This window comes from Janthinobacterium psychrotolerans (assembly GCF_001677885.1).
Lineage (GTDB): Bacteria > Pseudomonadota > Gammaproteobacteria > Burkholderiales > Burkholderiaceae_D > Janthinobacterium > Janthinobacterium psychrotolerans.
Window position 1 is genome coordinate 1 of record NZ_LOCQ01000056.1, and the last position, 16,290, is coordinate 16,290.

The window sequence follows — 16,290 nt, forward strand, 5'->3', positions numbered from 1 at the left end:
GCATCGAGCGCTTGAGCTGCCTGGCGAAGCGGCGGTAGTTTTCGCAGAACTGCGTGTAGCCGTAGGTCTGGCGATCGGCATAGTCGGCGCGGTGCTCCTCCCACAGCAGCATCAACGTCATGCCCTTGCGGCGCAGTTCCTGGTGCAGGTAGCCGTAGTCGGGCTGCACGTGCTCTCGCGGGCGTTCCGGCGCAACGAGCAGGCGCCTCTCCAGCGCCGCCTCATCAATCCCCTGGACCGTCGCCCAATCCAGGCCCGCCGCTGCGGCCAGGCCAAGGTACTTGGTCACGGCAGCCTTCGACATGCCCAGTGCAGCGGCGATCTGCCGGTGAGACAACTGGGCGTCGAGCTTCAGACGCAGGACATCTTTTATCTTACGCATATTGATCCTCGGTGCGGGCACGCTATCTCCAGAAAAAAGCTGGAAGCGTACCCTCTCGGTTGCTATATGCGTAACATCATCTCGGCGTGCTACGACACCGTTCCGGTATCGTGACCGGCCATTCCGGTATCGTGCCCACTGATTCCGGTATCGTGACCAGTGATTCCGGTCACCCCATCAAACTGGGCACGATGGACCGGAATGGGTGGGCGCGATGGACCGGAATCGCTGGGCACGATGGACCGGAATCAGTGGGCACGATGGACCGAAATACCCAGTGAATGTTTTTCAACGAGATGCGAGCCTCATGCACTACCCCGCTTGCCGTTCGTTTAAAAATGAGAGCATCAATTTTCTGCTTGATCGCCGGGTTAGCAAGCATGAACGCTAGGAACGCACCTGCCCGCGCGCCACCAGCTTCATGAGGCCCAACCGGCAAGTCCGCCTTGCGCTCGTAACTGCCTATTCTTTGACCAGTTATCAACGCTGTCCAGCCATAGGGTTTGCCATCACTGGCCAAGGTGACGCAGCGGTTCAGTTGTCGAATGATGCAGTTCCTTGGTAGGCCAAGCTCCTCAGAAACGGCCGTAAGTTTTCCGGTCCGAATGTAAGCCTCAATGGCAGACCGGTACTTCAGGAAGCGCATCCTGTCAGTATCACCAAGCGCCTCATCATCGACTACACGCCATTGCGAGGTGTCAGCCAGCTCTGGCGGCAGCGTTTTCGCTGTCCATTCCCTGTTCATAGATGCCTCATCTCAACTGGATGACGGTATGCAGCGACAGCGGCATTTCGTCGAGGTTCGAGACGTAGATACCGCGCTGGAGCTCTCCAAATGCTGCAGCGGCGTACAACCCGAACGAAGCCTCACCGAACATGGACTCGATTTGACCCAGCGTCAGCGAACTTTTGGATCGTAGAGCATGTCGAAGTTCGTCCTGGTATGCCGCCAGAGAACGGTCCCTAGCGGCGGCCATCCAGGCAATTGCTCTGCGCCAGTTGGCGAGCCGGATGGCATTGCGGCGAATGGATTCCTCCGTCCACAATTTATACGCTACGCCCGCATACCTCGCTGCGGCGATGCGTTCGTTCAACTGGCGTGTTGCCGGGGATTGCTCATCGCGTTCGCCGCCTGCGAAGCGTACCTGCCGCCATTCCACGCTGCCATCACTGTAAGTAATGATCGCGTCCACAGGTATCTCCAGCATTTGCCCGTTTAAAGAGAGGCTCTGCTTGGCGGGCTCATAGCTGCAGGACATTATGGTAGGGTCCGACTCAGTCAGTACGAAGTGGTCCCATTCGAGATCACTTCGAAGCACCCAGTCACTTTGGCCGCGTGGGCTGTAGACGTACCATAGACTGTTGGGACCGACGCCGCGCTGTCCATAGGCTGCAGCAAGTTTGCCTCGAAATTGCGTACCGAGCCGTGGGCCGCGTGCGTTCCTAGATGTCGTCGCCATAACCTTGCCATAATGAGCTGGCGCGGCATGGGTCGACGCGCAGACTATGCCTAATCATAGGCAACGATAGTGTTATTGCAAGGGTAAGGCTGCAGTATTTTTGCCTGCCTTCCCGTGAAGTTTCATATTGATGTCGCCAAACCGAAAAGGCGCAAAATCATGTCGCAGTTGAACGACATTAACACGGTGCGAATTTGAACACATTAGAGAGAACGATGGATGCGAGAGGAACCCCTCATTTATGTCGGCGTACTCCAGCGGCCCCTCCATTCAATGCAGGATGGAAAGACCGTCCACGTCACGACAAAAAGCGCTCAAGATCGCTCTTTGCCATCGGTTGCGTTCAAGGTCAGCGAGAAGGCGCTGCCGAGCCCTGCTCCTGCACTGTGTGCCACGACCTGGCCACCGTGCAGGGCGACGATTTCCCTTACCAGCGCCAGGCCGATGCCCAGCCCTCCCTGGGCCCGGTCCATCGAGCGTTCAGCCTGGACGAACAGGTCGAAGACATGGGGCAACAGGCGCGCATCGATGCCGATGCCATTGTCGCGTACCTCGATTGAGACGACCGCACCGCGGCGCGCGATCAACAGCTCGATACGGCCGCCATGTGGCGTATATTTTGCCGCGTTGTTCAATAAATTGACGAGCACTTGCGTCAGGCGGACCGCGTCACCGACGATCAAGGCGCCGCCGGCAGTGCCTTGCATCGTAAATGCGTGGTGATGGGCCGCAATGAGGGGCTGCGATTGTTCCACCGCGTCAGCGATGATCGCCATCGGATCGATTACCGCCGTGTCGAGCTGGATCAGGCCATGGGTGACGCGCGAGACGTCCAGCAAACTGTTCACCAGCGACGTCAGGTGCCGCACCTGGCGGCCGATTACCTGGGCCGACCTGCGCACCAGTTGTTCATCGTGCGCTTTCAGCTCCAGCAGGTAGGCGGCGGACGTGATGGGCGCCAGTGGATTGCGCAGTTCGTGCGCCAGCATGGCCAGGAATTCGTCCTTGCGCCGGTCCTGCTCCTGCAATGAACAATACAGCTTGGCATTTTCGAACCCGGTGCAGGCGATCGAGGCCAGTTGCAGCAGGATGGCTTCGTCCTCGACCGTAAAATCGCCTTCAATCTTGCCCTCTGCTTCGATCAAGCCGATTTGCTTGCCGGCGCGGTCGATCAGTGCGACAGACAGCCGGCCTGGCTGTGGCGGTTTTTCGGCGTATTTTTCCGAAGCCGACATCGCGGTCTTCACCATCGCGCCGGTGCCCGCCTCTGCCAGCGAGACGGCCGCCTGGTGAACCTGCAGGATGTCGCGCACTTCGGCCACCAGCGTCCTGGAAATGTCTTCAAACGAGAGCACCTTGTGCAAGGTGCGCGCTGCGTGCGCAACTTTGCCAAGCATCAAGCTTGTACGCTGCTCGTGATCGAGTCTCTGCGCCAGCGCCTGTTCAGCCATGACCATGTCGTGGATATCGGTATTGGCGCCTATCCATTCACGTACCGACCCGTCGGTTGCCAGGATGGGAACGCCCTTGACGGCGGTCCAGCGGTAGCGACCGTCCGGACAGCGTATCCGGTAATTGGTCTCGAACACGGAACGCGCCGCGACGCAAGCTTGCCACAGCGCCCCGGTCGGCGCACGGTCGTCCGGATGCAAGGCGTCGAGCCAGCCGAGCTCCTTCCATTGATCATAGGTCTGTCCGGTGAAGGCGCGCCAGGAAGGCGAATCCTCGAGAACCCGGCCGTCCGGCGTGTTGGTCCACACGATCTGGGACGTTGCCATCACGAGCGAGCGAAAACGTTCTTCGCGCAAGCGCAGCGCGCTTTCGTTTTCCACCCGCTCGGTGATATCTTCATGCATCAGCATCACCTCGAGCACCTTGCCCTCGCCATCCTTGATCGGATGCGCGCGCGCCGTCACCCAGCGTGCCGGTCCGTCGCCCCCCAAAGCGGCGACGTCATAGCGGGCGGAAGGGATTTCGACCGATTCACCGGCAAATGCCCGCTGCAGCAATACCGCGATACCGCTCTGCACCAGTTGCGGATCGGTCAGCACGTTGTAGCCGGCGCTGAAAACCAGGTCGTTCAGCGCCGTCCCTTCGTAAATTTGCCAAAGCTCATGCCAAGCCTTGTTCACCCGTATCGTGCGCCCGTCCGGCGCCAGGATCTGGATGCTGACCGGGGCCTGCTCAAACAGTTCCTGGTACCGGTGCAAGGCTAATTGGGAAGTGGCATTGGGCATGGCGCAGGTCTTTCATGGCAGGGGCTGCATGATGTCATAGTTTGGCCGCTTGAGTGTTGCTAAACAGCATTAACTGCCGCCGCTCGAACCGGCGATGGCTGCGCGTCATCTCGCCATGCCGGGGCTAAGCGCCGCCCTCTTCCGCCACCGCCAGCCGCACCCTCAGATCGACCATTTCCTGCTCCAGCTCCGCCAGCCGCGCCCGCAGCGGCGCCACCGCCGTGCTCACTTCCTGCTCGGTATGGCGCGGCGTGATGTGCTGCGGACAGTTCCAGTCGAACGCCTGCAGCCGCAGCCGGTAGACGCGCTCTATCTTTGCACCGTAGGCCGGATCGGTCACCTGCACCGTCAATGCCGGGTCGGCGCCTGGCGCCAGTATCTCGACGTGCAGGTAGATTTTCAGGCGTGCGCGGCGGGTGTAGTCCATCAGGAACAGGCAGGCGCGGTCGTTGGCGGCCAGGTTGCCGGTGCTGATGTACTGGCGGTTGCCACGGTAATCGGCAAAGGCCAGGGTCTGATCGTCGATCAGTTTCAGAAAACCGGGCGGGCCGCCACGGTGCTGGAGGTAGGGCCAGCCTGTTTCGGACACCGTTGCCATATAGAAGCTGTCACGCCCGGCAATGAAAGCCGCTTCGTTGCCGGTAAAGCGGTCGAACTCGCGGTGGCCCTTGAAGTCCCGCCAGGCGTGGTCGGCGCCCATGGCCGCTTGCGCGGCGCGCACGCTCGGGGTGATGGCGATATCGAGAAATCCGTAGGACATGGCAGCCTTTCGCAGGGGAAAGCGCCAACCCTGGCGCGACTGGCCGCATTATCCACCGTTTCAGCTCGCGCTGCTTGCGCCAGCCCCCGATAATCCGTATCGCCGCGCGCGCCCTTTCCCGGCGTGGCCAAATCAAGCCTCCATCTTGAACCCGCCCACGATCACCGCCAGATTGGTCGCCTGGTCCTGCAGCGATTGCGCGGCGGCGGCGGCTTCTTCCACCAGGGCCGCGTTTTGCTGGGTGGCCTGGTCCATATGCGTGATGGCGCGGTTGATTTCTTCGATGCCGGTGTTCTGCTCGGCGCTGGCGCCGGCGATTTCGCTGACGATGGTGCTGACGTTCTTGACGCTGCCGACGATTTCCAGCATGGTCTGGCCGGCTTTTTCGACCAGTACGCCGCCGTCCGTGATTTTCGATACCGACGAGTCGATCAGCACCTTGATCTCTTTCGCCGCCTGGGCGCTGCGTTGCGCCAGGCTGCGCACTTCGGAAGCGACCACCGCGAAACCACGGCCCTGCTCGCCCGCACGCGCCGCTTCCACGGCCGCATTCAGGGCCAGGATATTGGTCTGGAACGCAATCCCGTCGATCACGCCGATAATGTCGACGATCTGGCGCGAGGACTGGTTGATCGCTTCCATGGTGCTGACCACGTTGCCGACCACGGCACCGCCCTGCTCCGCGACGCTCGACGCGTCGAGCGCCAGGCGGTTGGCCTTGCGCGCGTTGTCGGCGTTCTGCTTCACGGTGGCGGTGAGCTGTTCCATGGCAGAGGCGGTTTCTTCCAGCGCGCCGGCCTGCTGTTCGGTGCGGCCGGACAGGTCGAGGTTGCCGCTGGCGATTTCGGACGACGAGACTTTGACGGCCTCGCTGGTGCGGCGAATTTCCAGCAAAATAGCCGTGATCTTGTGCACGAACACATTGAACGAGCGCGCGATCTGGCTCACTTCGTCCTGGCCGTCTTCAGGCAGGCGCATGGTCAGGTCGCCGTTGCCCGAACCGATGCTGTCCATGGCGTTGCGCACCTGCGACAGGCGGCGGAAGGCGGCGGCGGTGACCATGCCGAGGATCAGCGCGGCCAGCGCGGCCACCAGCACGATGGCGACCAGCGCCGATTGCGTGGCGCGGCGCATGCCGGCGTTGACATCGGCCTTGTCCATCGCCAGCATCAGGGTCCATTCCGTGCCCTTGATCGGCACGCCCTGCACCAGCTTGGCCGCGCCGTTCAGCTGCAGTTCGGTCTTGGCGTCGCTGCCACCCAGGGCAAGCAGGCGCTCTGGCGTCAGTTCGGCATTCCATTCCTTGGCCGGCTTGTTGATCCATTGCGCGTCGGGGTGGGCCAGCATCATGCCGTCGCGGTCGACCAGGAAGGCGAAGCTGGCCGGCGTCGGACGCACGGCCTTGACCACGCTGCTCACGCCGTCGAGGAACATGGCCGCCGCCACCACGCCCTGCAAGGCGCCGTCCTGCTTGACCTGGGCCGTGAACGACACCATCGGCTTCTTGGTCAGCACGTCGGTGTAGGGCTTGGTGAGCACGGGTGCGCCGGCCTTGACCGATTGCTGGTACCACGAGCGGCCGGTCGGATCGTAGCCGGGCGGCAGTCCTTCCGGGTTGGAGGTAAACGCGGTCTTGTCCTGCTTGCCGAAGGTGGTCACATAAAAGCCGCCGCTTTTTTGCAGCTGCTTGATGACGAACAGCGGGTCGGCCTGCAGCACGCCTTCGGCCGCGGCGGCCGTCATGCTGGCGCGCGCGGCCACCCATTCATTGATGGCGGAGGCGTAGCCGTCGGCGATGGAGCGGGAATTCTGGTCGATGGCGCGGTCGTTCGAGGCCGTGACGATAACATACGAGACCGCGCCCACCAGGCCAAGGCTCAGCAGTAGCAGCGAAATACTGAAAAATAAAATGCGCGTTCTGATCGATGAAAACATGGCTATCTATCCTGTCATTGTGTGTCGTTACGTCCCGGCCGCCTCTGCGGCCCGCCATCCCGACCATGTCGTTGTCCGATATATGCAAGGCAAACAGCGAAACTGATGTGTTCCCTTGATCATCGACGTTAACATTGGGAAACTTATCGTAACGGATACTTATCATCAGCCGAAAGGGCCGTTTCAAAATATTCAGCCTCGCTACCACAGTTACCGGCATGCACAGGACGCCAGCCTGAGGGCGGGCTCTCATTTCCGTGGCCAAACTGCTACACTACGGGTAACTATGATCTTTCTACTCTCACTCGCACATGAATAACGTGGAACCGCTGGTCAGGACCGGGATTGCCGGGCTCGATGAAATCCTTTTCGGCGGCATTCCGCGCCATAACAACATCATCGTCGAAGGCGCGCCAGGGGCCGGCAAGACGACCCTGGGCCTGGGCTTTATCCATGCGGGCGCGGCGCAATTCAACGAGCCTGGCGTGATCGTCTCGTTCGAACTGGACGAAACCAAGCTGCTGCGCGACGCGGCCGGCTTTGGCTGGAACCTGCAGGAGCAGATCGACCGCGGCCTGATCAAGATCGTGCAGACCAGCCCGGCCGTGCTGCTGTCCGAGTTCCGCAATACCGATGGCGCTTTTTCCACCGCCCTGCGCACCATGGGCGCCAAACGCCTCCTGATCGATGGCCTCACGCCGATGCGGCTGTACGCCGAGGCGCACGACCTGGCGTTTCGCGAAGACGTGCATGTGCTGATCGAGGGCCTGAACCGCCTGGGCGTGACCACCATGGTGACCGCCGAGCGCGATGAATCGATCGCCGCGCCGGCGCACGAGCGCTTCGTGTTCGACACGATCATCGAGTTGTCGCGCGCCGAGCAGCGCCGCCGTGTCGAGCGCCGCCTGACGGTGGCCAAGTCGCGCGGCCAGGATTTTATCGCCGGCAGCCATACCATGCGCATCGAAGCGCACCAGGGCATCCATGTGTACCGCCGCGCGCAGTCGCGTCCGGTGCTGCTGAACGACCAGCCGACCTCGGACAAGCGCATCTCTGTCGGCGCCCCGGCCATCGACGTGCTGATGGACGGCGGCCTGTACGAAGGCTCGGTGACCATGGTCAGCGGCATTTCCGGCACCGGCAAGACGGTGCTGTCGGTGCAATTCCTGACGGCCGCCGTCAAGGCCGGCCACAAGACCTTGCTGGTCACGCTGGACGAACACCCGCGCCAGCTGGCCCGCAACGCCGCCTCGCTGGGTTTTGACCTCGGCGGCATGCAGGAACGCGGCGAATTGTTCCTGCTGTACGAGTCGCCGCTGGAGCTGGAGCTGGACGTGCACTTCGACCGCGTGATCAAGCTGGTCGAGCACGAAGGCATCGACTGCATCGTCTTCGATTCGATCGCCGTCTACGAGATGGCCAGCCGCACGGAGGTGGCCGATTACCTGTATGCACTGGCGACGCACTTCAAGAACCGGCTGGCAACGGTGTTCTTCAACTATGAAAGCCCGGAACTGCTGGGGCTGTCGCAGATCAGCGAAGAACTCAAGGGCTCGCACCTGGTCGACAATATCATCCTGCTCAACTATGTCGAGATCTCGACCGTGCTGCGCCGCGCCATTGCGATACCCAAAGTGCGCGGCAGCCGCAACCTGCAGGTCACGCGCGAATACGTGATCGCCGCTGGCGGCCTGGCCCTGCTCGACGAAGACTGCACCGAACTGGCGCGCGCCAACGCCGTGCCGCAACTGCCGTTCTCGGCGTATTCGAGCCTGCTGTCACGCTCGCCCACGCGCCAGAGTCCGGCCATCGAATCGGCCGTCGTCAATGGCGAGGACCTGCCCGACTCGGTGGTGCTGCCGCAACAAGAGACTTCGTGATCCGCATCGCCGAAACCGATTTCAACCAGGTCGACTGGAACGAGTGGCGCACGCCGCTGCTGCAGTTCAGCCTTGCCAGCGGCCTGGTGGTGTCGGCCTATGACATTGCCGGCGCGCGCCAGATCGGCCCGCTGCTGTCGACGCGCACGGCGCGCTTTCTTGGCACGTCGAGCCTGTGGCGCGACGATGGTCCCGGCGCCGCCATCGAGCGCCATATCGTGGCGGCGATGGCGGCCGGCCAGGACGAGGCCGATGAGCTGTTCCACGGTATGCGCATCTGCTCGCTGCCCCTGACGCGCGCCGGCGTGCGCTATGGCGCGCTGTTGTTTGGCTGGTGCATGCGCGACTTCAGTTCGCCGATGGCCTGCGAGCAGCTGGCGGCGCTGATCGACGTGCCGGGCCACGCGCTGTGGAACGAAGTGCGGCTCGAGTCGCCGCTGACGGACGCGCGCCTGGCCACTTACCGCGAATTGCTGCGCACCCTGGCCAGCTCGCTGGACCGCCAGCGCGACACCATTGACGAGCTGAACCGTGTCAGCCGCACCCGCGACGTGTTCCTGGCCACCGTCTCGCACGAAATGCGCACCCCCTTGTCGGCCCTGTCGATGCGGGTCGACCTGCTGCTGCACACCTTGCAGGACATGCCGCCGGCGCTGCAGGCGTCCCTGCTGGCCATGCGCGTGCATGTGCGCCAGGAAGCGGCCATGGTGGAAGACCTGATCGACGCGGCGCGTACCCTGACGGGCACCATGTCGATTGCGCGCGTGCCCGTCTCGCTGGGGCGCATCGTGCGCGACGCCGTGTCCACCATCGAAACCAACGCCAACGAAAAACGCATCGTCTTTTCCGTCATGCCGGCCAATTATGGCGACCATATCGAACTCGAGGCCGATCCGCGCCGCCTGCAGCAGGTGCTGTGGAACCTGATGCTGAACGCCATCAAGTTCACGCCGCCGGGCGGCAGCGTGGGGCTGAACATCGCCAGCGACTTTGACGGCGTGCAGATCCGCGTGCACGACAGCGGCCAGGGCATCGCTCCCGAAGACCTGCCACACGTGTTCGGCGCGTTTACCCTGCAAAGCCATGCCAATGCCAGTGGCCTGGGCCTGGGGCTGTATATTGCGCGGCGCATCGTCGAGCTGCATGGCGGCGCCATTACCGTCAGCAGCGCCGGCAAGGACCAGGGCACCAGTTTTACCATTTACCTGCCGTCGCGCCAGGCCGCCCTGCTGGGCCATTCTGGCGCCCTGCCGCCCTCACTACCTGCCTGAAGGAATGCGTTTGAAACCTGTCTCCCTGCTGCTGGCACTGTGCTGCCTGTTCAATCAAGCCCAGGCCGCCAGCGCGCCTGTCCCGTATGCACTGCCCGATACCGAAGTGCGCGACATCCGCGCGCAAGCCTTGCAGCGCGACTATCAATTGTTTGTCGCCCTGCCCGACTCCTACCGCGAGGGCGCCAGGCGCTATCCGGTGGTATTCGTGGTCGATGCCGATTATTCGTTTGCCGTGGTGCGCAATCTTGCCCAGCGCCTGGCCAGGCATGCAGGCATGGAAGAAGTCATCGTGGTGGGCTTGTCGTATGCCAAGGGCGATGGCGGCGTCTACAGCCGCCGGCGGGACTATACGCCGACCACGCCGCGCAAGCATGACTACCGCTCGGACATGCCGGGCCGCCAGCCGGCCTTCGGCGAAGCGCCCGCCTACGCCAAATTCATCTCCGGCGAGGTGTTTCCCCTGATCGCCAGCCAGTACCGCGCCAACATGGGCCGCAAGATTTTCGTCGGCCATTCCTACGGCAGCCTGCTGGGCCTGCAGATCATGCTGACCGAACCGCGCACCTTCGAGCATTACATCCTCGGCAGCCCGTCGCTGTGGTACGACGCCGGCGTGATGTTCGACCGCGAGCAAGCTTATGCGAGCAGCCACAAGGACCTGCCCGCTTCCGTGTTTTTCGGCATCGGCGGCCTGGAGCGCCTGCCGGCAGGCAAGAAACGTTCACGCTCCGAAGAAGACGCCGACATGGTGGCCGACCTGAAAGAGTTCAACCAGAAACTGACTTCGCACAAGTTCGCCGGCTTGAGCACGCGGGTGCGCGTGTTCGACGACGAAGACCATGCCAGCGTGTTTCCGCTGGTGCTCACGCACGGTTTGCGCGCCTATCTCAAATCAAAATAGGCTTGCAGCGATCACGCCGAGGCGGCGCAGGGCCGCGTCGATCGACTGGTCAAAAGGCAAGCCGCAACTGAGCCGCACATGGTCGCGGTAGTCGCCATTGCCTGAAAATACATGGCCGGGCATGACGCCCACCCCTTGCGCCAGGGCTGCGCGCGAAAACACGGCCGCGTCGCTGCCGGCCGGCAGCTGTATCCATAGCGACAAGCCGCCACGCGGCTCGCCCATGCGGGTGCCAGCCGGCCAGTGCCGGTCGATGGCGGCGCGCATGTGGCTGGCGTTGCCGGCCAGCGCGCGGCGCAGCTTGCGCAAATGGCGCTCGAGGTCATGGCGCGCCAGGTAGTCGCTGATGGCCAGCTGCGGCAGGGCCGCATTGCCGACCGTGGAAAAATACTTGGCGCGCAGTAACTCGCCGGTCCAGGCGCCGCCCAGCATCCAGCCCACGCGCAGGCCCGGCGACAAGGTCTTGGAAAACGAGGTGCAGGTGATCACGGCGCCGCCATCGTTCCAGCGGCGCAACGGTGGCGGGCGGCTGTCGTCCCAGGCCAGGTCGCCATAGATATCGTCCTCGACGAGTACCGTGCCGTGGTGCGCGCAGCAAGCCAGCAGCGCCTGCTTGGTGTCGTCATCGAGGCTCAAGCCCAGCGGATTGGAAAAATTCGGCACCATCACCGCTGCGCGCACCGCTTGCTTAGCCAGCAGGCTCTCCAGCAAAACCAGGTCCAGCCCGCCATCGCGCAAGCGCGGCAACTCCAGCACTTGCAGCCCCAGTGTCGCCACCGTTTGCAAGATGCCCTGGTAGGTCGGCGTTTCGACCAGCACGATGTCGCCGGGGCGCGTCAGCACGCGCAGGGCCATGGTGATCGCTTCCATGGCGCCGGCCGTGACAATGATTTCATCGGCGTCCACCGTCACGCCCATGCTGGCGTAGCGCTGGGCGATCTGGCGGCGCAGCGGCGCGTAGCCTTGCGGCGGCGCATAGCCGAGCGACTGCTCGCGATGGCGGCGCAAGCTGCGCGACAGCGCGGCGGCGATGGTGGCGTCAGGCAACAACGACGGCGCCGGCCGCGCCGCATGCAGCGGCAATATCGTGGCGTTATCGTCAACCAGCAGCAGATCGAGCAAGGCCGGGTTGCTGATCAGGGCCGGCGCGCGCGGCGGCGGTACGGTCGAGATCAAACCCTGGCCGGCGACGCGCACGAAATAGCCGATGCGCGGGCGCGCCTCGGCCAGCCCTTCGCGCTCGAGCTGCAAGCACGCTTGCACGGCCGTCGCCGCGCTGACCTGATGGCTGGCGGCCAGCTGGCGTATCGACGGCAGCCGCTCGCCAGGCCCCAGGCCGCCCTGCTGTATCTGCAGGCGCAACAACCGGGCCAGGTTTTTGTAAAGCATGGATAGCTTCCTGTATTTGTCTGTTTTCATCATACCTGCTGCTGTCTTGGTTTGCAGAAAAAAACCATACTGCCTGTTTTCACCATCAAGGCTCCGTCCCCTCATGTCCGCTCCCCCGTCTTCCCGCACCACCGCCCTGTGGCAACTGCTTGCCGCGCAATTCCTGATCGCATCGATCGGCATCTTTGTCCGCGAAGGCGGCCAGGATCCCGTCACCACCGTGTTTTACCGCTGCCTGTTCGGCGCCCTCTTCCTCGGCGCCTGGGGCGTGGTGGGCGGCCATCTGCGCGGCATCCTGCAAGAGCGCAGGCTGGTGCTGGGCGCGGCCGCCTCGGGCGTGCTGCTGGTGCTGAGCTGGGTCAGCCTGTTTGCCGGCATGGCGCGCTCGTCGATCAGCGTGTCGACCATGATGTTCTACTGCTACCCCTTCGTGATGATGGTGCTGGCGGCGCTGCTGCTGGGCGAACGCACGCGCCCTGCGGACTGGGGCTGGACCCTGCTGGCATTCCTGGGACTGGTGTGTTCGGCCCATCCGCAGCGCTTGCTCGCCAGCATGGGCAGCAATTACCAGACGGGTATTGCGCTGGCCCTGCTGGCAGGCGTACTGTGCGGCTCGTCGCTGCTGCTGTCGCGCCAGGTGGCCAGGCAGAGGGCCATCGCCGTGGTTTTTCTGCAATGCTGCGTGGGCGCCGCCATGCTGGCCGGGTTTTCCAGCACCACGGTGCTGCAAGCCGGCAACCACTGGTACTGGCTGGTGGGCCTGGGCATCATCCACAGCGGCCTGGCTTATGTGCTCAGCTATAGCGCCTACCGCCATCTGGCGGTGGCGACGATCGCCGTGCTGTCGTTTGGCTATCCCTTGCTGGCTTTGCTGCTTGATTTCCTGGTGTATGGCCAGCGGCTGGCCCCGGTGCAACTGGCGGGTGTGGGACTGATCGTGCTGGGCAGCCTGGGCGTCAGCCTGAAGCTGTCGCTGTTCAAAGTGCGTCGAGCTTCGCCAGCATCACGCGCGCCTGCTCCGTAAAACCGGCAATGGCGGCATGGTCCATTTTTTCCAGCTGGCGATAGACCATGCCGATGCGCGGATTGCGTTCCAGGCTGGCCCTGTTGCGCCGGAAAAAATCCCAGTACAGCGCGTTGAACGGACAGGCGGTCTCGCCCAGGCGCGCTTTTTTGTCGTAGTGGCAGCCCTTGCAATAATCGCCCATGCGGTCGATATACGCGGCGCTCGACACATAGGGCTTGGTGGCCAGGAAGCCGCCATCGGCGAACTGGCTCATGCCCACTGTATTGGGCAATTCGACCCATTCGAAGGCGTCGATATAGATGCCCAGGTACCAGCGGTGCACCTCGGTGGGGTGCAGGCCGGCCAGCAGCGCGAAGTTGCCGATCACCATCAGGCGCTGGATATGATGGGCGTGCGCCTCTTCCAGCGATTGCGTGATCGCATGCGCAACGCAGTTCATCTTGGTCTTGCCATCCCAAAACCAGCGCGGCAAGGGCCGCTGGTGGCCGAAAAAGTTCTTTTCCACATAGTCGGGCATCTGCGTCCAGTACACGCCGCGCACATATTCGCGCCAGCCGAGGATCTGGCGGATAAAGCCTTCGACGGCCGCCAGCGGCGCGGCGCCGGCCTCGCAAGCGGCTTGCGCGCGCTCGACCACCTCGCGCGGCTGCAGCATTTTGACGTTCAGCGCAAACGACAGCAGCGAATGGAACAGCCGCCAGGCCTTGCTGCTCATGGCGTCCTGGAAGTCGCCGAAATGCGGCAGGCCGCGTTCGACAAAGGCGTCGAGTTGCCGTAGTGCTTCGGCGCGGTTCAATGGCCATGGCAGCCGGTCCGCCTGCGGATCGCCGAAGCTGTTCACGCCGGCGTCGACGATGGACTGCCACAGCGGGCGATGGTCGTGCGGCGTGCGCGCGTCCGGCGGTTCGGCCGGCACGCCGCGCCATGGCTTGCGGTTATCGTGGTCGAAATTCCACTGCCCGCCGGCCGGCTGCTTGGCGTCTTCCATCAGCACGCCGTGCTTGACCCTCAGCTGGCGGTAGAAAAACTCCATCAGCCACTGCTTGCGGCCTTTGAAGATATCTGCCGCTTCATGGCGGCTGGTATAAAAATGATCGGTGTCGTCCATCCGCCACGGCACCTTCGAGGCGCGGCCGTGCAGGTAGAGCTGTTGGTCCAGCCGCCATTCGTCGGGCGCCTGGTATTGCACCGAGGTAGCGCCGTATTCGGCCGCCAGCGCGTCGAGATTGGCCGTGATCGCCCGCGCGCTGGGCGGCTGGTCGATGCCGATATAGTGAACACGGTGGCCGGCCGCGCGCAACTGGCGCGCAAAATCGCGCATGGCGGCAAAGATGGCGAGGATCTTTTGCGCATGGTGCAGCACGTAATCGGTTTCCTGGCGCACTTCCATCAGCACATAGACGATGCTGTCGTCGACCTCGGTGAACCAGCGGTGCCGCGCATTGAGCTGGTCACCCAGGACCAGGCGCAAGGTCATGTCATTGTTGCTCATTGCATCGTCAACAGATAGTAATTGTCGAATTCCTCCTGCCCGACCAGCTTGAAGCCGTGGCGCAGATAGAAACGGTTCGAGTCGCTGTCGCGCAGCGCGCCCACCCGCAAAGGCAAGGCTTGCGCCCTGGCCTCGTCGATGATGCGCGCCAGCACGCTGGCGCCCAGGCCCTGGCCCTGGCTGTTGGGGTGGATATACAGATGGTCGAGCAGCAAGGCGTTCGGCTGGGGCCTGACGACCACAAAACCGACGCGCTGGCCGCCCGCCTCGATATGGCGCGTGTGCGCCGGCGAGTAGCCGGACAGGAAGCGCTCGCGCGCGCGCTGCGGGTCGAAGCGGCCAATGCGCGTCAAGCTGTCGCGCATGGCGGCGATGCGCAGGGCCACCAGTTGCTCCGCGTCATCGGGGTGCGCCGCTACCAGCGCGATGGTCGTGCTGTCCATGCCGGCTTACTCCGTATGAAACTCGCTGGCCGTGGCGAACAGATCCCAGGCGGCGATAAACATGGCCGCCACGATGGGGCCGATGACAAAGCCGTGCAGGCCGAACAGGGCCATGCCGCCGACGGTGGACAACAACACCACATAGTCGGGCATCTTGGTGTCCTTGCCGACCAGCACCGGGCGCAGCAGGTTGTCGACCAGGCCGATCACCAGGATGCCGAAAGCGATCAGGGTCACGCCCTGCCAGATGGAACCGGTGGCCAGGAAATAGATGGCGACCGGCGCCCACACCAGCGCCGCGCCGATGGCCGGCAGCAGCGACAAAAAGGCCATCAGCACGCCCCACAGCAAGGCGGCGCGCACGTCGAGGAACCAGAAAATCAGGCCGCCCAGGACGCCTTGCGCGATGGCGATCAGGATATTGCCCTTGACGGTGGCGCGGATCACGGTGGTGAAATTGTTGAACAGGCGCTGTTTGTATTTGCGGCTCAGCGGAATGGCGGCGCGGATGCGCGCCGTCAGCGCGGCGCCGTCGCGCAGCAGGAAGAACAGCAAATACATCAAAATGCCCAGGCTGGTCAGGAAGTCAAACGTGTAGAGGCCAATATTGATGGCCTTGACAGCCACCGCCTGGCTCACCTGCGACGCGCCGGCCGTCAGTTTGTCTTGCAGGCTGGCCAGGTTGGCCAGATTGAAGCGGTCGAGCAGGTTGATGGCCCAGGCCGGCAGCACGTCCATCACCTTGCCAAAGAAGCCGGCCACGGTAATATCGCCGCCGCGCACCATGTCGACCACCGACGCCACCTGGTTGACCAGGGCGCCCGAGATCAGCGACAGCGGCAGGATCACGATCACCAGGATCAGCAGCAACACCAGCATGGCCGACAAGGTCGCCCTGCCCCTGGTTTTCAGCAGCACCCAGCGATACACGGGGGCGAACACGATGGCCAGGATCACGCCCCAGAAAATCGCCCCCGCATACGGCAGCAAGATCCAGCCGAAGGCGATGGTGACTATGGCGAGCAGGAGCAGGAACACCTTTTGTTGCAGTGTGAGTTGGTGCATGGGAATGGCTTATTGATAAGTGAAGTTGCGCCATGATAAGCCACT

The 16,290-nt window shown here is 63.3% G+C and carries 14 protein-coding genes; 4 read left to right on the forward strand and 10 right to left on the reverse strand.

Annotated features, from left to right (window positions below; all coding sequences use genetic code 11):
* The 6 genes from ASR47_RS14055 to ASR47_RS14080 all read right to left on the reverse strand — a co-directional run.
* The coding region (locus tag ASR47_RS14055) for a transposase (protein WP_150127632.1) at nucleotides 1-403 on the reverse strand (403 nt) is incomplete at its 3' end.
* A gap of 148 nt (nucleotides 404-551) precedes the next feature.
* A complete protein-coding gene (locus ASR47_RS27055) occupies nucleotides 552-1,127 on the reverse strand; it encodes a hypothetical protein (RefSeq protein ID WP_065308417.1) in 576 nt (191 codons plus the stop codon).
* A gap of 7 nt (nucleotides 1,128-1,134) precedes the next feature.
* Nucleotides 1,135-1,575, reverse strand: a complete 441-nt coding sequence (locus ASR47_RS14065) for a PDDEXK family nuclease (RefSeq protein WP_150127807.1) — start codon at nucleotides 1,573-1,575, stop codon at nucleotides 1,135-1,137.
* A 581-nt stretch (nucleotides 1,576-2,156) separates the two neighbouring features.
* Nucleotides 2,157-4,079 carry a PAS domain-containing sensor histidine kinase gene (locus ASR47_RS14070; RefSeq protein WP_065308419.1) on the reverse strand — a complete coding sequence of 641 codons (1,923 nt, stop codon included), beginning with the start codon at nucleotides 4,077-4,079 and terminating at the stop codon, nucleotides 2,157-2,159.
* 124 nt (nucleotides 4,080-4,203) lie between these two features.
* The gene (locus ASR47_RS14075) at nucleotides 4,204-4,839 is read right to left on the reverse strand and encodes a pyridoxamine 5'-phosphate oxidase family protein (protein WP_065308420.1); all 636 of its coding nucleotides are present in this window, start codon (nucleotides 4,837-4,839) and stop codon (nucleotides 4,204-4,206) included.
* A gap of 132 nt (nucleotides 4,840-4,971) precedes the next feature.
* Complete coding sequence (locus ASR47_RS14080; protein ID WP_065308421.1) at nucleotides 4,972-6,774, reverse strand: methyl-accepting chemotaxis protein; 1,803 nt, start codon at nucleotides 6,772-6,774, stop codon at nucleotides 4,972-4,974.
* 311 nt (nucleotides 6,775-7,085) lie between these two features.
* On the opposite strand from ASR47_RS14080, the gene ASR47_RS14085 reads away from it, so the two are divergent.
* Genes ASR47_RS14085 through ASR47_RS14095 form a run of 3 tightly spaced genes read left to right on the forward strand, consistent with a single transcriptional unit; the run spans nucleotide 7,086 to nucleotide 10,829 of the window.
* Complete coding sequence (locus tag ASR47_RS14085; RefSeq protein ID WP_082988924.1) at nucleotides 7,086-8,654, forward strand: ATPase domain-containing protein; 1,569 nt, start codon at nucleotides 7,086-7,088, stop codon at nucleotides 8,652-8,654.
* Nucleotides 8,651-9,925, forward strand: a complete 1,275-nt coding sequence (locus ASR47_RS14090; protein ID WP_065308423.1) for a sensor histidine kinase — start codon at nucleotides 8,651-8,653, stop codon at nucleotides 9,923-9,925. The genes ASR47_RS14085 and ASR47_RS14090 overlap by 4 nt, the downstream gene beginning before the upstream one ends.
* A 10-nt stretch (nucleotides 9,926-9,935) precedes the next feature.
* Nucleotides 9,936-10,829: an alpha/beta hydrolase gene (locus ASR47_RS14095; protein WP_425402735.1), complete on the forward strand. Its 894-nt coding sequence runs from the start codon at nucleotides 9,936-9,938 to the stop codon at nucleotides 10,827-10,829.
* On the opposite strand, the gene ASR47_RS14100 is transcribed toward ASR47_RS14095, so the two are convergent.
* Nucleotides 10,821-12,218: an aminotransferase-like domain-containing protein gene (locus ASR47_RS14100; RefSeq protein ID WP_065308425.1), complete on the reverse strand. Its 1,398-nt coding sequence runs from the start codon at nucleotides 12,216-12,218 to the stop codon at nucleotides 10,821-10,823. The genes ASR47_RS14095 and ASR47_RS14100 overlap by 9 nt on opposite strands.
* Before the next feature lie 103 nt (nucleotides 12,219-12,321).
* Between ASR47_RS14100 and ASR47_RS14105 the strand changes: the two genes are divergently transcribed.
* Nucleotides 12,322-13,242, forward strand: coding sequence for a DMT family transporter (locus ASR47_RS14105; RefSeq protein ID WP_065308426.1), 921 nt, complete (start codon nucleotides 12,322-12,324; stop codon nucleotides 13,240-13,242).
* Here ASR47_RS14105 and ASR47_RS14110 read toward each other — a convergent pair.
* Genes ASR47_RS14110 through ASR47_RS14120 form a run of 3 tightly spaced genes read right to left on the reverse strand, consistent with a single transcriptional unit; the run spans nucleotide 13,196 to nucleotide 16,245 of the window.
* On the reverse strand, nucleotides 13,196-14,737 hold the full coding sequence (locus ASR47_RS14110) for a cryptochrome/photolyase family protein (RefSeq protein WP_065308427.1): 1,542 nt from the start codon (nucleotides 14,735-14,737) through the stop codon (nucleotides 13,196-13,198). The genes ASR47_RS14105 and ASR47_RS14110 overlap by 47 nt on opposite strands.
* Entirely contained in the window at nucleotides 14,734-15,180 is a 447-nt protein-coding gene (locus ASR47_RS14115; RefSeq protein ID WP_065308428.1) for a GNAT family N-acetyltransferase, read from the reverse strand. The genes ASR47_RS14110 and ASR47_RS14115 overlap by 4 nt, the downstream gene beginning before the upstream one ends.
* A gap of 6 nt (nucleotides 15,181-15,186) precedes the next feature.
* The gene (locus tag ASR47_RS14120; protein WP_065308429.1) at nucleotides 15,187-16,245 is read right to left on the reverse strand and encodes an AI-2E family transporter; all 1,059 of its coding nucleotides are present in this window, start codon (nucleotides 16,243-16,245) and stop codon (nucleotides 15,187-15,189) included.
* Nucleotides 16,246-16,290 lie beyond the last annotated feature (45 nt).